Here is a 24,595-nt window from a genome sequence, read left to right on the forward strand (position 1 = left end):
TCACTCAGTGTAAACGCTCCATATGCACCGCCAACAATATCTGTTGTTTTCTCGCTCTGCTTGAAAGATCGCGAAAACTGTTTACAATGAGGGCACCAGAGAGCGTTGTGGGCAAGGAGCGAGATCATGCGATGGCCGTGGCGACGAACACCGACCGAGAGCGAGAGTGAGGAACATCGCGAGCGAACAACTACGCAACGGCATCCTCGGCGCTGGCGCCGACCATTACTCATCGTCACCATCATCGGCATTTTCATCAGTCTCTTCGTGCTATTCCGTCCGGTCGATCCGCGGTTTGTCATTGTGGTCGCACCGTTTAGCGACCAAGATGGCCGTACCGGTCAACAGATTGCCGACGCACTGGCGCGCCAACTGCGGAGTAAAGGTGATAACCTTGTACAGGTGATCGAAAGCCGTACCCGCCCGACAAACAGTGCTGAGGCACTAACGTTAGCGCAACAGACGAATGCTGACATTCTGGTGTGGGGATCGGTGGAGGCGGGCGGTATTCTTGATAGTCCTAGTCTGCGACCTGAACTTATCTATCTCCCCCACAATATTGACGTGAGCCAAAGCTGGCACACCTTCGCCATTCGCTTTGCAATTCCGCACCACTTTGTGCTGAGTACCGCACCAATGAACGGCCAAACGACGCTTGTCCCATACCTCCTTACGCTTGCCGCCTATCACCACGGCGAAACCGATTTGGCCGTCGAACGGTTACAACAACTGCTCGAAATCAATCCGCAAGTATCGCCACTGCTCCCGCACATCCTGCGTGGCAATCTCTTGTGGGCACGAGGCTGGTATTCCGCCGCTGCAACCGAATACAAAGCAGCCCTTGCCGTTGCACATAGTGATCAGGCGCTATTAACCAACAACCTCGGTGCGATCTTGTTTGATGCCCAAGACCCTGAGGCGCTCCGTCTGTTTACCGAAGCGATTGATTTCCTCGATGGTCGCGATCTCGGTCAACTACGGGTAAACCTCGCTTTGTGGGCGTTACGTGAACAGCGCGCCGGTGATGCCGTATCCGATCTGGAGCAGGCCCGCAATCTGTTGCCACCCCACCCGGAGCTGGAACTACTCCTCTCTACCGCGTATCGCGAGAACGGTCAGCTCGATAAGGCAGCAGATTGCCTCGCTCGGGTTGAAACGGTGAAAACCGCGATCCTGGCGCGCACGCCTTTAGCAGTACGGACGGCCGTTGAGTTGCGCCTGAACAGCCTCCTGACCGAAGAGCGCGCTCTGATCGGGATCGAGCGGAAACTGCCACTGGCCGGCCCACTCTCCTGGGCACTCGAGGCTGCCGAACTCTTGCCATCCGCGGCCGATCTCCGACAGACACGCGATCAACTGCGCACGGCCACCGAATACAGCACCCGCGCGATCAGCTTGTGGCGCCAACGCGCAGCGAGCGAAGCAGCGATCTTCCCCAGTACCGGCCTTATGGCAACCGGGCAAGCCGAACGCAATGAAGAACTGGCTTATCGTCAATCTCGCACGCTTGCACTGATCGAAACCGCACTTCAAGCAGTTGACGGTCAAACGAATGCCAGACCAAACCAGTGGTTCATCGCCCTATTCGGTACTACGCGCGTTGACAATCCGACCATTGAGAAATTACGGCAATTGCGTGATAAACAACCGGACGATGTGTTCACATTACTCGCCCTCGGCTTTGCCTTGCGAATTGATGGGCAACTCGATGCGGCAAACGAAAGCTATCAGCAGGCCATCGAACAGTCCCCACAATTACCCGATGGCTATGTAGGCCTCGGTAAGGTAGCACTCGCGCGTAACGATCGGGAACGTGCGGTAACCGCGTTTCGCTCCGCCCTCGAACGGAATAACCGCTTCTTTCCGGCGCATGTGGCTCTTGCGCGCCTTGCCGAAACTGACGGTGATTGGCCGGCAGCTATTGAACACTGGCGTGCGCTCGTTGCATGGCAAGAGTCGCCGTACACGGCTGTGAATCTCGCCCGCGCACTCCGGCGTAGTGGAGTCAGTGGCTTTGCTGAAGCAGAACGGATACTCGTACCGTTGGCAACAACCTCTGCCGAAGCGGCGATTGAGTTGGCCCGCTTGTACAACGATGCCGGCTACCCCAAAGAGGCGGCCGCGGTGTATCTTGATGCCCTCACCCTTGATCCGCGTTCAACGGTTGCGGCGTTTGAACTTGGAGAGACCTACATCCGGCTCGGTGAACTGACCGAAGCCGAGCGCAGATTACGTGATGCCATTGCCTTTGATGAACGAAACCTCGATGCCCGCCTCCGGCTGGCCGAACTGTATGAAGGTCCGCTTAATCAGCCCAATCGGGCGATTGACCAGTACCGTATCGCGTTGGGACAGGGTGTTAACGATCTCAATCAACTGATTGCCATCGGTCAGGCGGCATTGACCGGCAACACCGCGACGGTCGCGATACAGGCACTTGAGCGTGCCCTGCAACTGAACCCCGACTCGGTGACGACCCATCAATTGTTGGCCCGCGCGTATCTGATCGGCAATCGTCTCGAAGCAGCAGCGCAAGCAGCCCTCCAAACACTACAACGGACGGCGAATCGGAATGATCCGGAAGCGATCAATGCGCGAGTCAATGCGTTGCTCACGCTCGCCGACATTGCGCGCCGCCGTAACGATAGCGCTGCCGCCGAGGACTACTATCGGCAAGTGCTGGCGGTTGACCCGCAATCTATCGCTGCCCACATCGGTTTGGGTGAATTGGCCGGTGAGCAGGGACGATGGGGAATTGCGCTCGGCTATTTCGAGACCGCGGTAGCCTTACCGGGAGGCGACACGAATGCTACTGCTCAGTTCTGGCTTGGTGAGTCTCTCTTGCGGAGCGGTCAACTCGCCCGTGCCCGTGCTGCGTACCAACGTGCCTTGGAGCTACAACCGATCTACCCTGAAGCGTTGCTTGGACTAGCCCAAACGCAACATGCCCTTGGTCAAGCTGATGCAGCATTACAAACGGTTGAGCAAGCCCTGCGCCAACGGAGCAATTACGCTGAAGCGCATCTCTTTCACGGCAAGTTGTTGCAAGAAGCCGGTCGTTTTGCCGAAGCACGTGCCGCTTACGATGCAGCCATCGGCGCCAACGACCGCATTGCCGAGAGTTTCTACCGCCGCGCACTGTTGGCAATTCGTGACAACGATTACGACCAGGCGATCCGTGATCTCAACCGCACCGTGACGCTCCAGCCCAACTTTCCCGAAGCTTACTACTGGCTTGGCCGCACTTACTACACACAAGGCCGCATCGAGAGCGCGCAGCAGGCGATAGAACGGGCAATCGCGCTCAACCCTGATTACAGTGAAGCTATCTTCTACAGTGGCTTGATCGCCGAGGATCAGGCAAACGTCGCTGCTGCCCGTGATGCGTATCAAACTCTTATTAGTCGTGAGCCAACGAGCGAATGGGGACAACGTGCACGCGCCCAACTCGAACGTTTGCCATGAACACGTTGCGACAGTACCGTATTGCTCTCCAAATCTTTCAATCGAACCGTCTCCGGCGAGATTACCGCGATCTGTCAGAAGTACCGGCATACGAGCCGCTCGGTGAGTTTTTCTTCAACGAAATGTACGGCCCGCGCGATTTTAGCCGGCGCGATCAAGAAGGCCGTCGGCTGGCCAATTTTATCGACCTCCTCCCCGGTGTGCATCTCCGTGATCTGGAGGAGATTCTCGAATTGCTCGATCTTACCTATCAACTTGACGATGATCTAGCACAACGGATGATGGCAGCCAACGTAGGAACCGACTTCGATGAGACGCTGTACGAACACTTCTACCGCGTGGCCGATAAGTACGATGCTCGTTTGCGGCAGCTCAACCTCGTGCGTAGTTCGTTGTACAATGTCTTCCAACTCTCGCGCTCATCCCTGATCGGGATGACACTGCGGCAGACAGCGTTCGTTGCCCGCCTCGTTGGCATTAGCGAGGTACATGCCTTTTTACGGCGCGGTTACGAAGCCTTACAATATGTAACGACGATTGACCATTTTGCCGAGACGATCTATCGGCGTGAACTCGACCGTCTCAATCGCATTTATCAACGATGAACCACCTTACCGAACTGATGCCGGTGATGGTTGTGATCCCGGCGCGAACCTTCCGAATGGGCACACCGGCACGCGAGACAAGTGATCTCGCCCGTCGTTATGGCGGGACACGTGAAAGCTACCACGAGGAAACACCACAACACGAGGTTTCATTACCGGCGTTTGCCATTGCCCAAACGCCGCTTAGTGCAGCGCTCTATAGCCTTGCCGTCGCCGATGGCGCCGTTCCACCATCACCGTCGTGGCACGGCCCGGTGCCACCACCGACATTAGCCGCACTGCCGGTCATTGATGTTACGTGGCACGAGGCGCGCACCTTCTGTGCGTGGCTCAATCAGCAACCCACGATTGCCCTACGCCTAATTGACAGCGCCGGTCAGCCTGTATCGCCACCATCCCACCTGCACTTCCGCCTCCCAACTGAAGCCGAATGGGAACACGCCGCGCGTGGCACCGATGGTCGGCACTTCCCGTGGGGTAACGATTTCGATCCGCAGCTCGCCAATACACGTGAAAGTGGGCGCGCTGCCCCGAACCCAGCCGGTACGTACCCCAACGGACGTAGCCCCTACGGGATTGAAGACATGGCCGGTAATGTGTGGGAATGGACTGCCTCACTCGATTATCCGTACCCGTACCGCCCCGATGATGGTCGTGAAGACCCAAAGGCGCCGGGCCGACGAATTCTCCGTGGTGGTTGTTATGCCAACCCAGCCGGCTATGCACGGTGCGCTTGCCGCTTTCGCTTACTGCCAACGATGCGCAATCCCTTTTTAGGAATGCGGTTGGCGTTGAGCATCCCTGAATATCACGTATAATGCGTCAGCACATCGTTTGATATGACGAGCTAGAGGAGCAGTATTGATATGGCTCGACCTGGAGCAGCAAAGCTTGGCCGAAATGACCCATGCTACTGCGGTAGTGGCCGCAAATATAAAGATTGCCATTTGCGGCAGGAAGAAGAGTGGCGCAGCCAGCAACTGCGTTTACGCAATGCTCAAGACGACCTCATCAAGCGGATCATGAACTTGGCGGTAAACGCTGATGCCGGTGATCTGCAAACCGCATTTGATCGCTATTGGAACGGCCGCTACCGGTTTGAGCAATTGGCCGAATTGAATACCTGGGAAGGTTACGGCGCCGATCGCTTTATGACGTGGTTTGCCTTCGACTACCGTCAAGCAGATGGGCACACGCTCGTGTCACGGCTAGCCGCAACGATGGACGAGCATGAACTAATGCCGCTGGAACGCCAACTCTTGCCTACCTGGATCGATATACGGCTGAAGCCCTACCGGGTCGAGCGGCTCCATCCCAATGCCGGCGCCGATATTCGCAACCTACTCACCGATGAAGAGCTGATCTTAGCCGACAGTCATGCCTCGCTGCGCCTTGAACTCGGCGAAGTGATCGTCGGCCATCTGGTACCGGTTGATACGCCGCTGGGTCGGAACACGCCTAACTACTACCTTGCCGGGCCGGCAGCTCACCTTACACCTGACACAGCCGAGCCACTACGCACCTTTGCCAACATCTATCTGGCAGCACTTCGCCATGAACAGCCACAGGCCGGTTGGTCTGACCTGGTACGTGAGCGGTCCGAAATCTTTAACCACTTCGTCCTGATGTTACCAACTGACAAACCCGACCCCGAACGGATCGAGCGTTTTGTTGCTGAAACCCGGCAGCGTCTCTTGGGCGAGGAAGCAGAGCAGAACGTCGAGGAACGATAGTAGTGCTGTGAAGGCACCGAGCGCAGTGGTAGACCCACCGGCAACCGTTGGGCGAGACGGGGGCAGTGTCAACGACCTGCCCCTACTCGATCTCGGCCAATGGTAGGGTGAAATGGAACGTACTCCCGTGATCAGGCGTACTGTCCACCCAGATCATCCCCTGATGGGCAGCAATCGCCAACTTGCAGAACGTCAAACCCAAACCACTCCCTTTACCACGATGACGACCGGACTGTCGAAAACGGTCAAAAATACGCTGCTGATCTTCAAGAGGAATCCCCGACCCCTGATCGTGGACAGAAATATGGGCCATCCGATCACCGGGCACAATTACCGTCAGTTCGTCCGAGAGAGTCCATCGCTGAGGCTGGCCTGTTGTCGGCTTAAGCCCTACTTCAATCGTAATCACCCCACCCTCAGGACTAAACTTCAGGGCATTATCAAGGAGGTTTTGCAGCACACGGGAAATAATCTCCCTATCGGCGAGCAACATACGTACTGCTGGATCGATCCGAGACACCACCTGCACGCCTTTAAGCTGCGCCTGGATAGAAATCGGATTGATAACACTCTCGATCACCTGTTCAATCGGGAACGGCTCACGCTCAAGCGGCATTTGCCCACTCTCGATCCGGCCAATGTCGAGCATGGTGTTCACCAAATTGAGCAACCGCTTGGTACTGTTCAGACCAATTTGCACTGCTTGCCGTTGACGCTCGGTGAACAGATCACCCAACTCGTGTATCAAGCGTTCAAACGCTAACGTAATCGTCGTCAGTGGCTGACGCAGATCATGGATTAGCATATGGGTTAAATCATCGCGCAACTGCTCAGCCTCTTTAGCCGCCGTCACATCACGGATGGTTAGCAAAAACGTCTGCACACGATCTTGCACCAGATCACCGGCTTGAGTCACCGTCCACGCAAACACCCCATCCTGACCGATCAACTCACCGTGGGCACCTGCTACGGTAAACGATCGTTGCAAGCGTGCCACCGTCTCGGGATCGAGGTTACGCTGATCAGTCCAGCGGTTCAACAGGTCGGTGAACAACTCACCATTCATATTTGTCAGCGGTGGCAACCACTCGGCCGTATGGGCTAACCAATACAACGCTTCATTGGCAATAACGATCGTTCCATTCGCGGCAATCAGGAGCAAACCATCGTGTACGGCGGCCATCACTTGCGCCAAATGATCGCGACCACGCCGAACATCTTCAAGCAGACGCATATTCTCGACCGCTACTGCTGCTTGGGTTGCGTACAGCATGAGCATCTCAACATCCGCCGAATCGAGTGCCTGCTCACCACCGATCACAATTGCACCGATCATCCGCTGGGTTCCCCGCAACGGAACTGCTACTGTGGTTGCTGAGCGAAAGGCCGGACGCCGCTTGACCAATGCGCGGCGAGCGAGGGTTTGGACAACGTCTGGTTCGAGGCTCGCCGTACCGATAGACCGTTCAAGCCGCAGATCATCGGAGCGGTGATCAAGCAGGACAATCTGCGCCCATAAGGCATCGACCAGCTCGATCATACCGCGGGCAGTCAATTCGAGAACTTGCAGTTCGGGCAACGATTGGGTATTGATAACCATCCCCAAACTGTTGAGCGCGGTCAGCCGGGCCAGGCTCTGTTGTTGGCGATTGCGCAACAGCGCCATATCAATCGCCGTGCCGGCAATACTGGCATAGACGGTTAGGGCTTGGAGATCGGCAACATCTGGGCGCTGCCCCTTCACCGGATGGTCGAGAAGCAAGATGGCGCGCACTGCACGATTTGCGGCTCGCAACAGAACGAGCAACACATCGCCATCATTCCATTGTGCTGCGCCAATATCTGGTAATTGCGGTTCGGACGACCGGACGCGATCAAACAACACCGCAAAACTCTGACTACGCCGATTGAGGATGACACAATGTTCACCAAACGACCACTCATTGACCAACACATCGAGCTGATTGGCAGAGACGTGCGTACCAAGCGGAAATTCACCGATGAGCGCACCGGTGGCAGCGACACATTCTAACACTTGATGAATGTGATGTTCACGACGACTGACAAACAACGCCGCACTGCGAAATTGCATCCGGCGACCAATCGTGTCGATGATCAAGCGGAAGAGCTGATCAGGAGGCTGCTCAACCAACAGTTCGCGATTCAGAACTAGTACCGATTGTAAATCAGTATTCAGCCGTTCAATATCACGAACCCGTTGCATAATAACGGTTTCGACCTGGGTTAATTGACTTCTCTTATCAATGAGCAACCCTATTAGGTTCGCAATGATCGCAACCTGCTCGAGATCATGCTCGATAAAAGGCGCACCGCGACGGCGATTGACGTATTCTAGACAGATCGGTGCGCCGGACGGTGAGATGTATGGGACAACCATCAGATTGCGACAGGTAAGGCCGGTCAATCGATCGATGGCATAACTTCGGCGCGGATCGTTGAGCGCATCATTAACAATCACCGGTTTGCCGGTTACAAACGCCTGACCGATAATACTGTGGTGCAACGATACACGCATCCCTACCAACTGCTGCGTATGTTCTCCGGCTGCATAGCGAAAAACCAGCTCGTACTGTTGTTCATCAAAGATAAACAAACCACCACCATCCACCTCTAACAAACGACAACTCATTTCGAGCATTTCTTGCAATGCATGATCCGGATTGAGAACGTGCTGGCCGGCTGCCACCAATGACTGCCACGCTTCCCGCTGTTGTTGCACCTCAACAGCCAAGCGACCGGTCACAATCGGGCGTAGCAAATAACCGGCAGCGTAGACAGCATCATCAAGCAAGCGACGTTGATCATCGTGCAACGCCAATTCGGACATAATCCAGGCGTATACCACACCGAGCGTCTTACCGGTGGCACGGATCGGCACCCCAACCCAATACAGCGGCGTGGTATTGGTCGCCTCGTAGTCGGGATGGGGGCGGACATCGTAGCGCGCACAATCGGCCGGATAGTCGGTTGAACTTATCGACACACCCAGCTTCATCACGGCTCCACTCAGATCGGTACTCATCGGCCAAAAATGGCTACGCTGGGCATCCTCAGATCGCGCGTTATACTGCACCACCAGCTCTAGCCACACACTAGAACGAAATGGAATCACAACGCCGATATTGACCGGACAATCGATCAGCTCGCCGAGCAGTTGACCCAGTTGACGGCACAGGAGATCGGGATCATCGGAATCGCGCAATGCCTCGACCTCCACTTGCAGCCGTTGCCGCAACCGATATTGCGTTACACGCCGTTTAACCCGTTCGTACCCAACCACGAGCAAATGTTCAATCACTGCTAAAGCCTCCACTTCGGCATCGGTCAGAGTTGTCGGTCGGATCGACAACCAACCCCATACTTCACCTTCACCGAGTGGACGCACAATGGTCATCGGATCGAGGGAGGAGGGAACGGGCGACTCGTGCAGCAATGCCACCTGATGACGAGGCAGCACTAACGGTAAGATGGAAAGCGCTCGCTGTTCAAACTCGGCGAAATGACTCGCATTGAGGAGAGTCGTGGCAATTGTGAGCCACCTCACAGCGGCATGGTCATTCGAGTCCGCAGGTAGATGATCAATCATGCTTGTTATTTTACCGCGTTTTAACTTGTTCGGTGAAAGACAGTGAGGCGCAGAAAACACTGCGCCTCCTACCTTCTTCGGTGTTACATACGCAAAACCCCGAAACTAGAGCGTTGATGCAAGTAGAAGATACCTCCTACTACCGAGTATTCGCATCTCACACATTGACCGGCGGCAAACCCTCCATCGCCGCATACTCGCGCAGGATCCGCGCTACGTGTTCTAAATCATCGAGAATAAAGTAGGTCTCGTGCATCGAATATGCAGCACCGGGCGTATTCGCCACCCGTCGGATGTCAAACGGTACCCGTGGTGTCGTTGGAGCAAAGGCGTGATCCAACTCACCGATTGAGGAAAGCAAACCGGCCCCGAACGCACGCAATTCACCATCTTCACGGATCAAACCAAACTCGATGCTATACCACCAGAGGCGAGCAATTTCGAGGCGCTGCCGCTCGTCGCCAGCAAAATAGAGTGGACCAAACGCTTGAGCAATATCGGCAAAACGCTGATCGGTGAAAAAAGCTAGATGGCCGATATACTCATGAAACAAGTCAGGGAGTGGGGTAAAGTCGAGTTCATCCATCCGTCGAATATAATTCGTCACCGGAAACCGACGTTCGGCAATGTGTTCAAACCATTCGGTCGGATTGAGATACTCGTTCTGTGCGTCACACAGCGTCCAGCCGGTCATCGCGGCAAGACGCTCGCTCACCTGCATCGGATCGGGCAAGCGTTGCAAATCGAGATTGAGCTTGCGAAAGCCTTCACGAAACAGTCGGCAGGCATAACGTTCAAGACGCGGAACTTGGCGAGCGCAGAGGGTAGCCCAAACAGCGTGATCTTCATCGGTGTAGGCGGGTAACGCAGGTGGAGCGATCGTGGCCATTGCAATACCTCCTTGTATTGAATGTCGCCAAAAACAACAACGGGCGGCGAGCTTGAGCAAAGCTCGCCGCCCGTCACAACCTAAAAGAAGCCAAGTTCCTCGCGCGCCTCTTCGGACATCATCGACGGATTCCAGAAGGGCGTCCAGACGAGATTGATTTTTACGTTTTCCAACTCTTTATAGACTTCCTTCAGCGCCATCACTTCGCGTTGAGCCTGTTGTAAAATCTGCGGCCCCGCCGGACACGCCGGAGTAGTCAGCGTCATATCGATGTCGACCGTCTTACCACCGTCGAGAATATCAATCCGATACACAAGACCGAGGTTGACCACATCGAGGCCAATCTCCGGATCAACGACATTCTTCAGCGCAGCACGCACCATATCTTCGGTAATCATACGATCCCTCTTTCTTAACGGTGAATTGTCGACTTCATGATACCATACACAGCGGGACCTGACGAGATGGTTCATAGGGTCCAGAAAGCATAACGATGATTGAACTCCTAGCCGGTAATCCGCTTCTGTTACTGTTCGTCGTTTCAGCGATTGGCTACCTGATCGGACGCATCCAAATCGGCGGGATCAGCCTCGGTGTCGCCGCCGTTCTGTTCGTGGGGCTAGCGTTTGGTGCAATCGACCAGCGCTTACGTCTGCCTGACATCATTTATCTCCTGGGACTCGTCATTTTCGTCTACACGATTGGGCTGAGCAGTGGCCCCGGATTCGTCGCTTCACTCCGTCAACGTGGGCTACGCAACAACCTCTTTATCGGCGGTATCTTGGTCGCTGCCGCCGGAATAACCCTCCTCATCCGATGGACACTCGGCCTCAACGGTGCCCAAGCTGCCGGTCTCTACGCCGGTAGTTTGACCAACACACCGGCCCTCGCCGCAGTTATCGAACAGCTTAGTCGGATCAGTGCGAATGAAGCGCAACGCGCCGAACCGGTAGTCGGCTATTCAGTAGCTTACCCGGTTGGTGTACTGGGTATGATCCTCGCCATCTACCTAACCCGCCGGCTCTGGCGCATTGACTTGACTTACGAAGCCCAACAGCTCCGTGAACTCGGTGCAATCGGAGAACATCTGATCAATCGTACCGTGCTGGTTACCAATCCGGCCATTGCCGGCCAGACCATTAGCGAGCTGGTGAAACACAACAAGTGGAACGTCATCTTCAGCCGTTACCAACACAACGGTAATATCGAGATTGCTACTCGTACCACCACCTTCATGCCCGGCGATCGCGTCAATATTGTGGGCGCACCCGAAGCAGTTGAGCGCGTTGCTCGAACCATCGGCGAGATAGCTCCCGAACAGCTCGAACTCGACCGTCATACCCTCGACTTTCGTCGCATCTTTGTCTCGAATCATGAAATTGTGGGAGTACCACTGCGTGACCTCAACTTACCGTCGACTATGGGAGCGGTCATTACCCGTATCCGTCGCGGTGATGCCGAAATCTTGCCACACGGCGACACGGTGCTCGAATTGGGCGACCGTGTGCGCGTTGTCACCCATCGCGACAATATGGAACGGGTGAGTCACTTCTTTGGCGACTCATACCGCTCGCTGGCCGAGATCGATGTCGTCTCCCTCGGATTAGGGATGGCCATCGGGATGCTGGTTGGCCTAATCCCATTCCCCTTACCCGGTGGTGGCACCTTTTCGCTCGGATTAGCCGGTGGACCGTTGATCGTTGCTCTCATTCTCGGCTGGCGTGGACGTACCGGGCCTATCGTCTGGAGCTTACCCTATAGTGCTAATCTGACCTTACGGCAAGTTGGTATGACCTTGTTCTTGGCCGGGGTAGGCACGCGCTCCGGCTATAGCTTCGTCACCACGCTCACCCAAGGGAACGGCTTACTCCTCTTTCTCGGCGGCGCCCTGATTACCGTCCCAGTGGCTTTTGCCACCCTTGCCATCGGCTATAAGCTGCTGAAGATACCCTTCAGTCTTCTGATCGGCATGCTGGCCGGTTTACAAACCCAACCGGCTGTGCTGGCCTTTGCTAATGAACAAACCGGCAACGAAGCGCCCAACATCGGCTACGCAATGGTCTACCCAACGGCAACGATTGTCAAAATTATTCTGGCGCAATTGCTTCTCGGTGGCTGATTTGACAAAGATAATGATATAATGTATCATTTTGAGTGCCGCTGTGGAGATTAACAGCGTTCCTTTGTTTCCTATTAATCGAGATAAGGTATCAATATGGATCGGGTGAACAACCAGCCATCACCGTTACCGGTAACCGTACTCTCCGGCTTCCTCGGCAGCGGTAAGACGACACTACTCAACTATGTGCTGGCCAATCGGGCCGGCTTGCGCGTTGCTGTGATCGTCAACGACATGAGTGAAATCAATATTGACGCGCACCTCGTCCGTACCGGTGAAGCCGCACTCAGTCGCACCGAAGAGCGCCTGGTCGAGCTGACCAACGGCTGTATTTGCTGTACACTGCGTGAAGATCTCTTGCTGGAGGTAGCCCGCCTGGCTCGCGAAGGGCGCTTCGACTATCTGCTGATCGAGTCAACCGGCATCGCCGAGCCACTTCCTATCGCCGAGACGTTCACGTTTCCCGGTCCTGATGGGACAACGCTTGCCGATATTGCCCGCCTTGATACAATGATAACTGTTGTCGATGCGTACAATTTTCCGCGAGATTTGCTCTCGCTCGATGAATTACGTGATCGGCAGTTGGCCGTCAGCGACGATGATGATCGCACGGTCGTCGATCTGCTGATCGAACAAGTTGAATTCGCCAACGTGATCGTTCTCAACAAAACTGACCTGGTTGCCGGCGATGATCTTGATCGGCTTGAAGCACTCTTGCACAAACTCAACCCAGAAGCACACCTTATCCGTAGTGTCTTCGGACGAGTACCGCTCGATCACATCCTCAACACGGGCCGCTTCAGCTTTGAGCGCGCAGCGCAGATGCCAGGCTGGCTGAAAGAGTTGCGTGGTGAACACACGCCTGAAACCGAAGAATACGGGATTACCAGTTTTGTCTTTCGGGCATGCCGTCCGTTTCACCCACAACGTTTGTGGGACCTGTTCCACAGCGAATGGCCGGGTGTTTTGCGTTCAAAAGGTATCTTTTGGCTGGCAACCCGTATGAATCAGTGTGGCATCTGGTCGCAGGCCGGGGCTGCTTGCCGGATCGAGCCGGGCGGATGGTGGTGGGCAGCAAGCGACGAGCAACCTACCGATCCTACCGAACAAGCAGCATTGGCTGCGTTATGGGACGCGCAATGGGGTGATCGCCGTCAGGAGTTGGTGTTCATCGGTCAAGATATGGACGAAGATGCCCTTCGGCGCCAACTTACCGCCTGCTTGCTGACCGATGCTGAGATGCGTCTTGGCCCTAGCGAGTGGGCAACGTTCCCCGATCCATTCGGTAGTTGGGAGATGATGTGGACCGCCGATGAGGATTAAGGCTCACGTTAGTAGTGAAATGACATGTAGGACGACGTCCTACACTAGTAACAGAAGGGAAGGAAGTCAATGAAAGTCGCGTATATCTTTGCGACCTCAGGCCATACGGCCAGCTACAAGCTAGGAAAGATGATTCTGCCGCAACTAGAAGCCGGTACTCACGGTGCGCAGGTCGTTGGGATGTTCTTTTTCGACGACAACACCTATCTGCTCCGCGCCGGTGACCCGATGGGAGAGCGGTTGGCGAACGTGGCAGCCGAGCACGGCATCCTTCTGATGATGTGTGACCAGTGCGCCCTTGAACGCGGTTTAGCTGAAGGAGAGCCGGGTAATTGTGTGGTGAAAGGGACGGTAACCGGGGTGAAGGTAGGCTGCTTCCCCGATCTATACGCAGCATTGGCCGGAAACCCGCCCGATCAAGTGATTACGCTGTAAAGCTCCCCTCGCATTCCGCCGAAAGGTGAGCGACGTTGTGTAACACGATGACGAAGAGTAGAAAAAGTAGAAAGATAGAACTCGCATTCCGCCGAAAGGTGAGCGACGTTGTGCAACAACGTTGCTCGCTCAGAAGAAAGGATTGCAGCCATGGCTCGTCGTTGTGATCTCACCGGAAAAGGCCCATCGTTTGGTCATCATGTCTCATTTTCAAAACGCCGCACCAATCGACGCTGGTTGCCCAATGTGCAAACACGGCGCATTTGGGTCCCCGAAGAGCAACGGTATGTAAAGCTAAAACTCTCGGCCACAGCTCTGCGTGAAATCGAACGGAAAGGGTTGCTACAGGCTCTCCGCGATCGTGGTCTTACCTTACGTGACATCGAGCGACGATCACGCTCGTAATGGCAAGATTTCTCGCTGCATTCGAAATGACATGAAGGGGTCGCCGGACCTTATCATTTCAAGCGTCGTGAAACGGATGGCTAGATTGTTCGCTGCGCTAGCAATGACACGAGAGGGTCGCCGGCCCTGGTCACGGCGCGGACTGCACCCCATCCCCTTCCTTATCATGTCTCGCTTCGCTCGACATCTTCTAGACAATCGTACACTTCTCAATGCATGCAATATGGACCTAAACTGGCTCATTGTCGGCGGTGGGATTCACGGTGTGCATCTAGCATTCGTGCTACGCGAACGGTGCGGCATCGCTGCCGATCAAATGCAGATCATCGACCGCCACGAACAACTCCTTGCTCACTGGGAAGCGTGTACCACCGCCTGCGGTATGCGTTATCTGCGTTCAACGGTCGTACATCATCTTGCCCCCGATCCCCACGATCTGCTGCGCTTTGCGCAACACACTCGAGCCGAAGCACATCACTTCCACGGTCGCTACCAGCGTCCCTCGCTCGCGATCTTTCGCGCCCATAGTTGGTCGCTGATCGAACGGTACCGACTCGTCGATCTGACCCAACGTGGTCGCGTCAAAGGTTTGGTCTGTCGCGAGGCAGGTTGGTGCGTCGAAACGGATCGAGGAGCAATCACTGCGCGCAATGTCATCTTGGCGCTTGGGATCGGTGAACAGCTTCGTTGGCCGGTATGGGCATCGTCACTACGGGCTGCCGGTGCGCCGATACACCATCTCTACGAACCGGGTTTTGACCGCACGCGCATTGGTGCCGGAGCGAGTGTTGTCATTGTTGGCGGTGGAATCAGTGCTGCACATCTTGCCCTTGCCCTCTGCACAACAACGTCTGTCACCCTTGTGATGCGGCACCCGATCAAGATTGCACCGTTTGATAGCCCACCGGGATGGATGGGACCGAAAGAGCTGCGTCGCTTTCACGCTGAACCTGATATGCGATATCGTCGTGCCATGATCAACCAAGCACGTTTACCAGGGACAATGCCGGTTGAGGTGGCGCAAACCCTGATCACCGCCGTTCAACATAAGCGCTTGCAGATTGTGATCGATGAGGTACATGCTGCCGACTACAACAATGATGACGGAATCACGCTAACGCTCAGCGATGCAACGCTGCACGCAGCAACCGTTATTCTTGCCACTGGCCTCACCGGAGAGCGACCAGGGTACCCATGGCTCGATGAGGCGATTGCGGTGTATGACTTGCCGGTAGCGGCGTGTGGTTATCCTATTGTTAGGCCTGATCTCCGGTGGACACAGGGTTTATACGTCAGTGGAGCATTAGCCGAACTCGAGCTTGGTCCGGTTGCCCGTAACATCGTGGGGGCGCGACACGCCGGCGAACGGCTGGCAAACAACATACGCGGCTAAGCGCCGCACATATCTTGGTACTACAGAACGGTAAACGCTAAGTTCTATCTGCCGAATGAGTGTGCCGGTGGCGCCTTTCCGGTAGGCAAGAGAACCGACGATACGTCACGGACTGACGTACTACGCAAGTGGCACGACGAGCGCCCTTGTTGTCCATACCTGATTGGCATGAGCGATCAGGGGACGACCACTGCAATGTGCGCAATAATCGGTTCTGACACCGCAACACCGGTGTATCATCGCGCGACCTTCCTGAACGCGATAGCCAATGAAATGGCACACTCCGCTCACTGTGACCAGGCTCAAGATGTCTCGCTGCGCTCGCCAGGACAGTGCAGTGCTCACCATCCCACAGCCCGACAGCCCCCCTTGTCATTTCGCGCGTAGCGAGCAATCTTCACATCATCCCCGCTGTCATTTCGCGCGCAGCGAGCAATCTTGCCATCCGATGCGCTTCGCTCACCGTGACCGGCTAAAGATGTCTCGCTTCGCTCGACATGACACGGGGAGGATGACGTCCGGCGCTCACCATCCTACGTCCCGGTAGTCCTCTTTTGTTATTCCGCGCGCAGCGAGCAATCTTCACATCACCCCCCTGTCATTTCGCGCGCAGCGAGCAATCTACCAATTCAGCTCACTCCGAAGATGTCTCGCTGCGCTCGCCAGGACAGGGGTACGATAACACATAGGCTCAGATCATCTGGAAGCAGATCAGGCATTCGTATCACTGCTGGATACGAGCCTAAGGTGACAGCGATTGCAGTGCTTATCGGTCACTCATCCATGCTAAAGAGCACGCCTGTGCCAGCACATCGCGCGTTTGTTTGGTGATCGTGCCAACGGATGTAGCGTGCATCTGCACCGGACGCTACCGGCAAAACCTATAGCCGGTCATCCCCAACTATCGTCAGACGACACCAAAGCGGTGTGATCGTGCAGAACGGTACTATCACGCATCTTACGAAATGCATGGTTATCAGCGGGACATCGGTTGATCCCTTGACAGAACCTAATCAGCAGCCACATCGTCGAAGCAACGCTGGTCATCGTCGGTCCGATCACGCGGCATCCAGGCTTTTTCTTCTACGATCAGCTCAATGGTCTTCAGGCGACGACCATTCTCAGCATCGTATCGGTAACGCACGCAGATGAGGCGATCACCATACAGTGCTTGCAGCTTTTTGGTACCACGCTGGCCGGGTTTGAGCTTAAGACGAGTGCGCATTGGTAGCTCCGCTGAACAAAATATAATTATCCCCTCCCTTTCCACTATAATGATCCGTTTGTACCAAATTGTTACCAAATTATTAAAATACCCGGTGGGAAAGTGACACGCGCCCAGCATTGTTCCTGTATCATGGCTCAACATTTTACGACGCTCATCGTAGCATTCGTCTGGTACACCGCATTGTGGTCAACACTTCAGCGAATCGGACAGGAATACATATGTCTACCAGTCTTCATCCTGCTACCTAGATTGGTACGGTTGCACTCACCATCAGCGATCTGGAGCGATCACTGGCGTTTTACCAACACCTGATCGGACTGCGCCTCCATCACCGTGATGGTAGCGTCGCCTATCTTGGTGCAGGTGGCGATGATCTCCTAGTCTTGTATCATCAACCGCACGCTCGTCGCTATCGCACAGTTTGCGGCCTGCTTCGCCATTCTGCTAGCCAATCGATATGAACTAGCCCATGCCTTAGCTCGACTTTATCAAGCTAACTATCCGCACGCACCAACCGATCACATCGTGACCAAATCGACCTACCTTGATGACCCTGAACGACATCTTCTTCGCGCGCCGCACTGATGGTAGCTTAAGTGATGGGCGTGAACCACTCGATGTCCCTGCCTTCTTACGTCTAATCCACTCCCCTAACGAGGTCGCATCACCGGTTGACTCCACAACTCGTATCAGTTATGTCCATCTCCACGTCGCCAATCTCGACCGAGCCGTGCAATTCTATCATGGTGTGCTAGGGTTTGACGTACAGAGCGTGATGCACCGTTTTCAAATGGCGATGGTCTCAGCCGGTGGTTATCATCATCACATCGGACTGAATACATGGCGTGGCAGAGGTATCCCGCCGGCGCCTTCTGACGCAATCGGATTACGCTGGTTTGAGGTTGTGCTGCCAGATTACGAAGCGCTCACACCGGTTCGCGAACGGGTGCAGGCTACCGGTATCGCTTGTACGCAGCATCCAACAGGATGGCACGTCGGAGACCCGTTTGGTCATCGCGTCGTCTTAACAACGATGGCTATGCGGGCAAACACGATGCACCATCGCTGAGTGACAGAAGTTCACTTGCACACAATTCGGGAAAATGTGCATATAATACAAAAGAATGTGCATATTGGCCGGTTGGCACAACGAACCGGATAACTCTATGTGGCCTGCTACCTCGCAGATCATCATTTTTAGCGGCGAAGCGAGTGCGGCGGCGGCTACAGCGACGGCTGCCGCTGCTGCTCAACATCAACCGACACTGCTCGCCAGTCTGACGGCAACTCATGCCTGCACTACGCTCATTGGAGCACAACTTGCTCCTGAACCGACGCATATCACAGCCAACCTCGATTTGTGGACGTTTCATCCGCTGACCGATTTGAGTATTACATGGGCCGAACTCCGTTCCCAGATCAACATACCCGGCCCCCCAATCGACGGGAGCGATTTGCCACTCCTACCAGGCCTTGAGCTGTTTTTGGCCGTCTATCGACTCGCAACCTATGCCCAACGTGGCTACCGAATCATCTGCGTCGACGCCGGCCCACCCGATGTCCTCTTGCGGGCCTTGTCCGTCCCTGACACCTTCCGCTGGATCGTGCGGCAACTGTTTGGTCTCGACCGTGGCCCCGGTCAATCAAGCGAATCGTTAGCACGGGCTGCATTACCGGCCAATCTCTTACCATTCGAGCAGATTGGCCGGATGCAAGAGGCGCGGGTGCGGTTTGAGCAGTTGCGCGACGCTGCGCTCGACTCGGCACGGGTACGAGCACGTTTGGTCATCCATCCCGATCAGGCCGGCTTGCGGTCAGCAACGGTGTATGCACCGGCGTTACCACTGTTCGGTCTTACCTTCGATGCCTTGATTGTCGGCCCATTACTACCGACGGTCAGTGATGGGCATGGGTTGGCTGCATCGGTGCTCGAGCAAGAAACGGTACTAGCAGCGCTAGCAGCGCGTTGGCCGAACGTACCACTCTTCCACTTACCGCTGCTGGCGACTCCTGGTAGCGTGGCACATTTCGCTACCATCGGGCAGAGCTTGTTCCACCCACCTATCCCTCTCCCACCACCGATCACGATCGGTCCAATCCACGATCCATTCATGAGCCTGTATTTACCCGGCGTTGCCCGCGAAGACCTCAGCATTAGTGTTAGCGGCGACGAATTGATCGTATCGCTTGGTCCATACCGACGCCATTTACTACTCCCGACAACGTTACGTGGTGTACCGATCCGTGCAGTACGTGAGGGAGATCGACTGACTATTCGCCGACGAGAGTAGTACTCGTTTTGTGTTAAATGAGGGAATCATGGCGCACAACACCACCGATCTGAGCAGAATGAAAGCTGTTGTCACCGGGGGCAGTCGCGGCATCGGGCGCGCAATTGCCGAAGCTCTCGCGCGCGCCGGGGCAGAGGTCGTTATCTCATCGGCCAACGCTGCCAATCTGGCTGAGGCCGAACACGCGCTACAGGCCGCCGGTCTCAAGGTCAGCGGTGTACGCTGCGATGTCAGCAATCGCTTAGCAGTTGAAGCGTTAGCTGCTACCGCGGCTGAACGCATGGGACGGATCGATCTGTGGGTCAATAACGCCGGGATTTCAGGACCGTTCGGCTATGCGCTCGACGTACCGCCGGAAGCGTGGGAACGGGTCATTCAGGTCAATTTGCTCGGCACGTACTACGGTTGTCGGGCAGCATTGCCGTACATGATTAAACAGCGCAACGGTCAGATCATCAATCTTTCAGGCGGCGGTGCCAAACGCGCCCAACGTTTTCTTTCGGCGTACAGTACCTCAAAAGCGGCGATTGTTCGTCTAACCGAAGCCTTTGCCCGCGATTACCAGGATCACCCCTACCTACGATTCAACGTACTGACGCCGGGCATGGTACCAACCGATATGATCAATCACTTCGAGACGGTTGGCCCCGGCGGCGAAGCGATCAAGCAACTACCACGGGTGTTACGCATCTTTGGTACTACTGCTGAAGAGACGGCTGCATTAGCACTGCGCATCGTCCGTGAGGGCAAAAACGGTCAGATTTTTGAAGTGATGCCGCGCCACCGTGCAATCTGGCGTCTGTTGAAAGCCGCAGTTCGCCGATCGTAAATCCATCGGCGTGTGGCTGCGGCAGAACGTTACACCTTCCGCCGCAGCCATGCCACCGTCTCATCTGGCGGTAACGGTTGCCCGATGTAATAGCCCTGAAACAGATCACAACCGGCGCACAGTAATAGCTGAAACTGACCTTCTGTTTCAACTCCTTCAGCGACCACCTGCATCCCAAGATGATGCCCCAAAGCGATAATGGCATCGATGATGCTACGCTCAACGGTTGCATCGCGCTGATCAAGGCGCATTACGAACGAACGGTCAATCTTTAAGATGTTGATCGGCAAGCGGTGCAAATAAGACAACGATGAATAGCCGGTACCAAAGTCATCAATTGCCAGCGTTACACCTAATCGCCGCAACTCCGTCAATTGACGGCGTAGATCTTCGATCTGTCCCATTAACATCGTTTCGGTGAGTTCTAACTCGAGCCAGCCGGCGGGTAGCGCGGCCTGTGCCAAAATATCAGCCACCTGTCGGACAAAATCGACGTGGGCAAATTGCAACGCCGACACATTAGCCGCCACCGGAACGAGCGGCAACCCTTGTCGTTGCCATTCACGCACCTGGCGAGCCAGTTCAGTTAGTACCCATATACCAATCGGGATAATCAAACCGGTCTCCTCAGCCACAGAAATAAAGCGCACCGGTGAGACCATCCCCAGCTCGGCACTATTCCAGCGCAAGAGCGCCTCAAAGCCGGCTATGTTACCACTGCGATCAACCTTAGGCTGGTAATGCAACAGTAACTCGTTGCGCTCGACTGCCCGTCGCAAGAGTGTCTCGATCTGCAATTGTTCGAGCAATGTGTTCGTGATCGTCGCATCAAAAAATTGAAAACTGTTCCGCAAGGTATGCTTGGCCCGATACATCGCGATATCAGCAGCCCGTTGCAGCGACACCACATCACTTCCATCAATGGGGTAAAGGCTCGCCCCAATACTTGCACTCACGAAAATCTCGTGGCCGTTGATAAAAAAGGGGTGATCGAGTGCTTCGTGCAACCGGCGGGCAACGGTTGCAACATGTTGGGGTGATGTAATTTCGGGCAGTACCAATAAAAACTCATCACCTCCATGGCGGGCCAATGTGTCCGTCGCTCTTAAGCATAACTCAAACCGACGCGCAACCTGTATGAGGAGCAGATCACCAATTGCATGACCAAGCGTGTCATTGACATGCTTGAAACGGTCGAGATCGATAAACAGCACGGCTACCAATGAGTTATTTCGGCGGGCTAGATCAATGGCTTGTTGCAAACGATCTTCAAACAACAACCGGTTGGGTAAACCGGTGAGTGCATCGTGATGCGCCTGATAGGCCAATTTATGGAGCGTAGTATGCTGTTCGAGCGCAATAATCGTCAATTGCTCAATCTGATCGATAGCTTGTTTCTCATCGGTGGTTAGCGGCGTATCGTTCCGTCGGCACAGCAACAACCAACCATCCGCCTGATCGCGATTGGTACGGACAACCGCAATCCAAGCTCGATTCACGACATGGAGCTGTATGAGTTCCTGCATGCGTTGCCCGACCGGCGAATCGAGCGGTAACTCAGCGATCCGCTGACGAGAGTACGGTGACATCGTCAGTATCTGCTCGGCCAACCGATCAAGGTTTGGTTGATCGTCATGCATAATCTCGTGATGATAACTCACAAAAACACCTGCGGAGCGTATCGCATACGCCGCATAAACCAGATCGGGCATCTGCTCACCGATAAGCTGTAACAACTCACGCGCAATCGTGCGCAAATCGTACTGACGTGCGATCAGTTCGAGCACCCGACGACGGACCAGAGCAATCTGGTCAGCCTGATGCCGCGCCGATACATCTTCGAGCACAATGACTACACGCACCCGTGAACCGGCACCAAACCGCACCGCCCGCACCGACAACCAACGTCGCGTGGAATCGACCGCAGCAACCTCGCTCTCATATCGTTCCTGCGCGCTCGCCAACAGTTGCTCAATCGCGGCAGCGATCACAACTGCCGGTCCCCGACCCAATTGGCACGCCGCCAGGAAAGCAGCGCCGACAGCACAATCAAACGTATCAACCCCTAGTAACGGACCGAGCTGGAGCCAGCGTACATTCGCTGCCAACACCCTGCCGTAGCGGTCGAGAATTGCAATCGCCGACGGCAGCGCATCGAGTGCTGAATGAAGGAGCTGCTGGGTCTCAATTAACAACTGCTCGGCCTGTTTTCGCTCGGTAATGTCGTGCAACACTGCCAGCATTGCCGGCAAACCATACCACTCGATCGGTTCAACCCGCAGATCGACAATAACAACCGATTGATCAGGACGCACAATCTCTACATCAACGGTGAGGTCAGGTTGGAGGGGAAAACCTAACGAACTACCTTGTAGTTGCTCGGCACGGCGACCAAACAAGCGCAGCGCAGCATCGTTGGCGAACAAGACGGTACCGGTCATATCCAGTACCAATAACGCATTGACATTATTGGCAACAATTGTTTGTAACGAGCGTTGGTCGGGATACGGTGTTGGATCAACAGTACCGTCTTGTTCGCAGTCAGATTGATCAACCTGCACTGGATCAACTCCTATGCCCGTTCATACTCATAATCATCTCGATGATATGGGGATAACAGTACCGAACCACTGGTATAAGAAGACCGGTATCGTTCAGGATATTCCTCAACCAATACGGTACTACAACGTGCAACATGCATTAGCTTGAGGAAGAAGATTCACTGTTGGAACTGTCGCTTTCACTATCTCGAAACATGGCACTCAGCCGCTCAATTTCACTCGGTGCAATATGGGTAAACTGACCAGACAGAATACCAGAGATGTTACGGAATGGACGCCCGATATGCATCCCACGACTATCTATCGTAAACTCACGGATATCTTTGTCATGGCTGGAACCACGCATCTTGAGCACGGTTATCCCACGGCGCATTTCACCGAACAGCTCGACATAGCGCAGCAGAATGATCGAGTCGGTGATGGTAGAGATATGCGCCTCAGTAATCGACGAGCCACCGAGCAACGTTGGCGTAGTCGCCGTATAGAGACCGGCCATCTCTTGATGTTTGATAAACGAGGTCAGACCAATCACAAACTCGCGGAAACCTTTAATCGTCGCGACTCGTTCGAGGGCCGAAAGGCTATCAACGGCTACGCGCTGCGGGCGGAAGCGATCGATCTCCGCCTTCATAAAGATCAGTTGATCTTCCAGACTGGTCACTTCAGGATAATTGCAAATAACGCGCAGCAACCCATCGCGCTCCATCTGCTCGAAGTCAATCCCCCAACCGATTGCATTACGGAAGAGCTGATCGCGGCTCTCTTCAAAGGCAAACAACAGCGAGCGCTCATTCTGACGGACACCGGCAGCCATAAAGGTCGTTGCCATCAAGGTCTTACCGGTACCGGTTGCACCGCTCACCAACACAATCGAGTCACGGAAAAATCCGCCGCCGCACATCCGATCAAGCTCGGCATTCCCCGACGTTGTGCGGACACTTGACGAGCGCTGCTTCAACTCGATAGCCGAGAGCGGAATAACGTGAATACCCTCGCCGGGGATGACGGTAAAGGGGAAACTGCCCTTCTGATGCGAGGTACCGCGGAACTTGAGAATCTCGACCGTGCGCCGACGCTTCTCGTCTTCAAGCAGGTTCCGCAAGATCACCACATCATCCGAGACAAACTCCTCGACGCCATAGCGAGCGATTTCACCGTATTCTTGCGTGCGTTCGGCGGTGAGCACGGCGGTCACCCCTAAACGACGCAGCGTACTCACAATGCGGAATAGCTCATTCCGCACCACACGCGAATCGTTGAGGCGGGTAAAAATCGCACCGAGCGAATCCATCGATAAACGCACGGCACCGATACTACACACCGCGTGCTCGATCCGAGCCAGCAATGCCCCAAGATCATACGCTCCCAGTTCAACCAGCTCTTCTTCGGGTTGTGGCGACACATCGACAAACGCCCACTTACCCTCTGCCTCCCAGCGGGCAATATCCCAGCCAAAACCGAGCATGTTGCGTCGCAGCGCCTCAGGTGTCTCTTCAAAGGTGACAAACACTCCCGGCTCACCACGTTTGATCCCGGCGGCCAAAAATTGCGCGGCGAAGACGGTCTTCGCGCTACCTGCCGTCCCCGAAACGAGGGTAGTACGGCCCTTCGGTAAGCCACCGTTGGCGATATGATCAAAACCGGTAATACCGGTTGGGAGCCGTTCAATCTGATCAGCGCACACCAGTGTTCTCCTTTATCAAAAGCCTATT

General features: G+C 55.1%; 19 protein-coding genes. 13 read left to right on the forward strand and 6 right to left on the reverse strand.

Going from position 1 to position 24,595, the window contains the following annotated elements; genetic code table 11:
* The first annotated feature begins 126 nt into the window (after positions 1-126).
* From ACP5OT_RS12625 to ACP5OT_RS12640, 4 genes are read left to right on the forward strand one after another with little or no spacing between them, the layout of a single operon-like run.
* Complete coding sequence (locus ACP5OT_RS12625) at positions 127-3,465, forward strand: tetratricopeptide repeat protein (protein ID WP_424676490.1); 3,339 nt, start codon at positions 127-129, stop codon at positions 3,463-3,465.
* A complete protein-coding gene (locus tag ACP5OT_RS12630) occupies positions 3,462-4,070 on the forward strand; it encodes an FFLEELY motif protein (RefSeq protein WP_424676491.1) in 609 nt (202 codons plus the stop codon). The genes ACP5OT_RS12625 and ACP5OT_RS12630 overlap by 4 nt, the downstream gene beginning before the upstream one ends.
* Positions 4,067-4,888, forward strand: a complete 822-nt coding sequence (locus ACP5OT_RS12635; protein WP_424676492.1) for a formylglycine-generating enzyme family protein — start codon at positions 4,067-4,069, stop codon at positions 4,886-4,888. Before ACP5OT_RS12630 ends, ACP5OT_RS12635 begins: the two co-directional genes overlap by 4 nt.
* A 48-nt stretch (positions 4,889-4,936) precedes the next feature.
* The gene (locus ACP5OT_RS12640; protein WP_424676493.1) at positions 4,937-5,803 is read left to right on the forward strand and encodes a YecA family protein; all 867 of its coding nucleotides are present in this window, start codon (positions 4,937-4,939) and stop codon (positions 5,801-5,803) included.
* An 82-nt stretch (positions 5,804-5,885) separates the two neighbouring features.
* On the opposite strand, the gene ACP5OT_RS12645 is transcribed toward ACP5OT_RS12640, so the two are convergent.
* The 3 genes from ACP5OT_RS12645 to ACP5OT_RS12655 form a co-directional block, all read right to left on the reverse strand.
* The gene (locus ACP5OT_RS12645; RefSeq protein WP_424676494.1) at positions 5,886-9,368 is read right to left on the reverse strand and encodes an ATP-binding protein; all 3,483 of its coding nucleotides are present in this window, start codon (positions 9,366-9,368) and stop codon (positions 5,886-5,888) included.
* 199 nt (positions 9,369-9,567) lie between these two features.
* A complete protein-coding gene (locus ACP5OT_RS12650; RefSeq protein WP_424676495.1) occupies positions 9,568-10,299 on the reverse strand; it encodes an amino acid hydroxylase in 732 nt (243 codons plus the stop codon).
* Positions 10,300-10,379: 80 nt separating this feature from the next.
* Positions 10,380-10,697: a metal-sulfur cluster assembly factor gene (locus tag ACP5OT_RS12655; protein ID WP_012615911.1), complete on the reverse strand. Its 318-nt coding sequence runs from the start codon at positions 10,695-10,697 to the stop codon at positions 10,380-10,382.
* A 95-nt stretch (positions 10,698-10,792) separates the two neighbouring features.
* On the opposite strand from ACP5OT_RS12655, the gene ACP5OT_RS12660 reads away from it, so the two are divergent.
* The 5 genes from ACP5OT_RS12660 to ACP5OT_RS12680 all read left to right on the forward strand — a co-directional run bounded on the left by ACP5OT_RS12660 (position 10,793) and on the right by ACP5OT_RS12680 (position 15,974).
* The gene (locus tag ACP5OT_RS12660; protein ID WP_424676496.1) at positions 10,793-12,418 is read left to right on the forward strand and encodes an aspartate:alanine exchanger family transporter; all 1,626 of its coding nucleotides are present in this window, start codon (positions 10,793-10,795) and stop codon (positions 12,416-12,418) included.
* Between the two features lie 96 nt (positions 12,419-12,514).
* Complete coding sequence (zigA, locus tag ACP5OT_RS12665; protein WP_424676497.1) at positions 12,515-13,741, forward strand: zinc metallochaperone GTPase ZigA; 1,227 nt, start codon at positions 12,515-12,517, stop codon at positions 13,739-13,741.
* A 69-nt stretch (positions 13,742-13,810) separates the two neighbouring features.
* Entirely contained in the window at positions 13,811-14,176 is a 366-nt protein-coding gene (locus ACP5OT_RS12670; protein ID WP_424676498.1) for a SaoD/DsrE family protein, read from the forward strand.
* A 150-nt stretch (positions 14,177-14,326) separates the two neighbouring features.
* Positions 14,327-14,581 carry a 50S ribosomal protein L28 gene (gene rpmB / locus ACP5OT_RS12675; RefSeq protein ID WP_424676499.1) on the forward strand — a complete coding sequence of 85 codons (255 nt, stop codon included), beginning with the start codon at positions 14,327-14,329 and terminating at the stop codon, positions 14,579-14,581.
* 223 nt (positions 14,582-14,804) lie between these two features.
* Entirely contained in the window at positions 14,805-15,974 is a 1,170-nt protein-coding gene (locus ACP5OT_RS12680; protein ID WP_428132306.1) for an FAD/NAD(P)-binding protein, read from the forward strand.
* A 1,009-nt stretch (positions 15,975-16,983) separates the two neighbouring features.
* Here the strand turns inward: ACP5OT_RS12680 and ACP5OT_RS12685 are convergent.
* Entirely contained in the window at positions 16,984-17,199 is a 216-nt protein-coding gene (locus ACP5OT_RS12685) for a hypothetical protein (RefSeq protein WP_428113665.1), read from the reverse strand.
* 311 nt (positions 17,200-17,510) lie between these two features.
* Between ACP5OT_RS12685 and ACP5OT_RS12690 the strand changes: the two genes are divergently transcribed.
* From ACP5OT_RS12690 to ACP5OT_RS12705, 4 genes are all read left to right on the forward strand, one after another.
* Positions 17,511-17,663, forward strand: coding sequence for a hypothetical protein (locus ACP5OT_RS12690; protein ID WP_428132326.1), 153 nt, complete (start codon positions 17,511-17,513; stop codon positions 17,661-17,663).
* A gap of 86 nt (positions 17,664-17,749) precedes the next feature.
* On the forward strand, positions 17,750-18,271 hold the full coding sequence (locus ACP5OT_RS12695; RefSeq protein ID WP_428132308.1) for a VOC family protein: 522 nt from the start codon (positions 17,750-17,752) through the stop codon (positions 18,269-18,271).
* Positions 18,272-18,368: 97 nt separating this feature from the next.
* Positions 18,369-19,493: an ArsA-related P-loop ATPase gene (locus ACP5OT_RS12700; RefSeq protein ID WP_428132310.1), complete on the forward strand. Its 1,125-nt coding sequence runs from the start codon at positions 18,369-18,371 to the stop codon at positions 19,491-19,493.
* Between the two features lie 28 nt (positions 19,494-19,521).
* Entirely contained in the window at positions 19,522-20,322 is an 801-nt protein-coding gene (locus tag ACP5OT_RS12705; protein ID WP_424677243.1) for an SDR family NAD(P)-dependent oxidoreductase, read from the forward strand.
* 29 nt (positions 20,323-20,351) lie between these two features.
* On the opposite strand, the gene ACP5OT_RS12710 is transcribed toward ACP5OT_RS12705, so the two are convergent.
* Both ACP5OT_RS12710 and kaiC read right to left on the reverse strand, forming a co-directional pair.
* Entirely contained in the window at positions 20,352-22,883 is a 2,532-nt protein-coding gene (locus ACP5OT_RS12710; RefSeq protein ID WP_424677242.1) for a sensor domain-containing protein, read from the reverse strand.
* Between the two features lie 139 nt (positions 22,884-23,022).
* Positions 23,023-24,567 (reverse strand): circadian clock protein KaiC, encoded by a 1,545-nt coding sequence (gene kaiC / locus ACP5OT_RS12715; RefSeq protein ID WP_424677241.1) that lies wholly within the window; start codon positions 24,565-24,567, stop codon positions 23,023-23,025.
* Between the last annotated feature and the right edge of the window lie 28 nt (positions 24,568-24,595).

Source organism: Chloroflexus sp. (assembly GCF_049970315.1).
Classification (GTDB): Bacteria; Chloroflexota; Chloroflexia; order Chloroflexales; family Chloroflexaceae; genus Chloroflexus.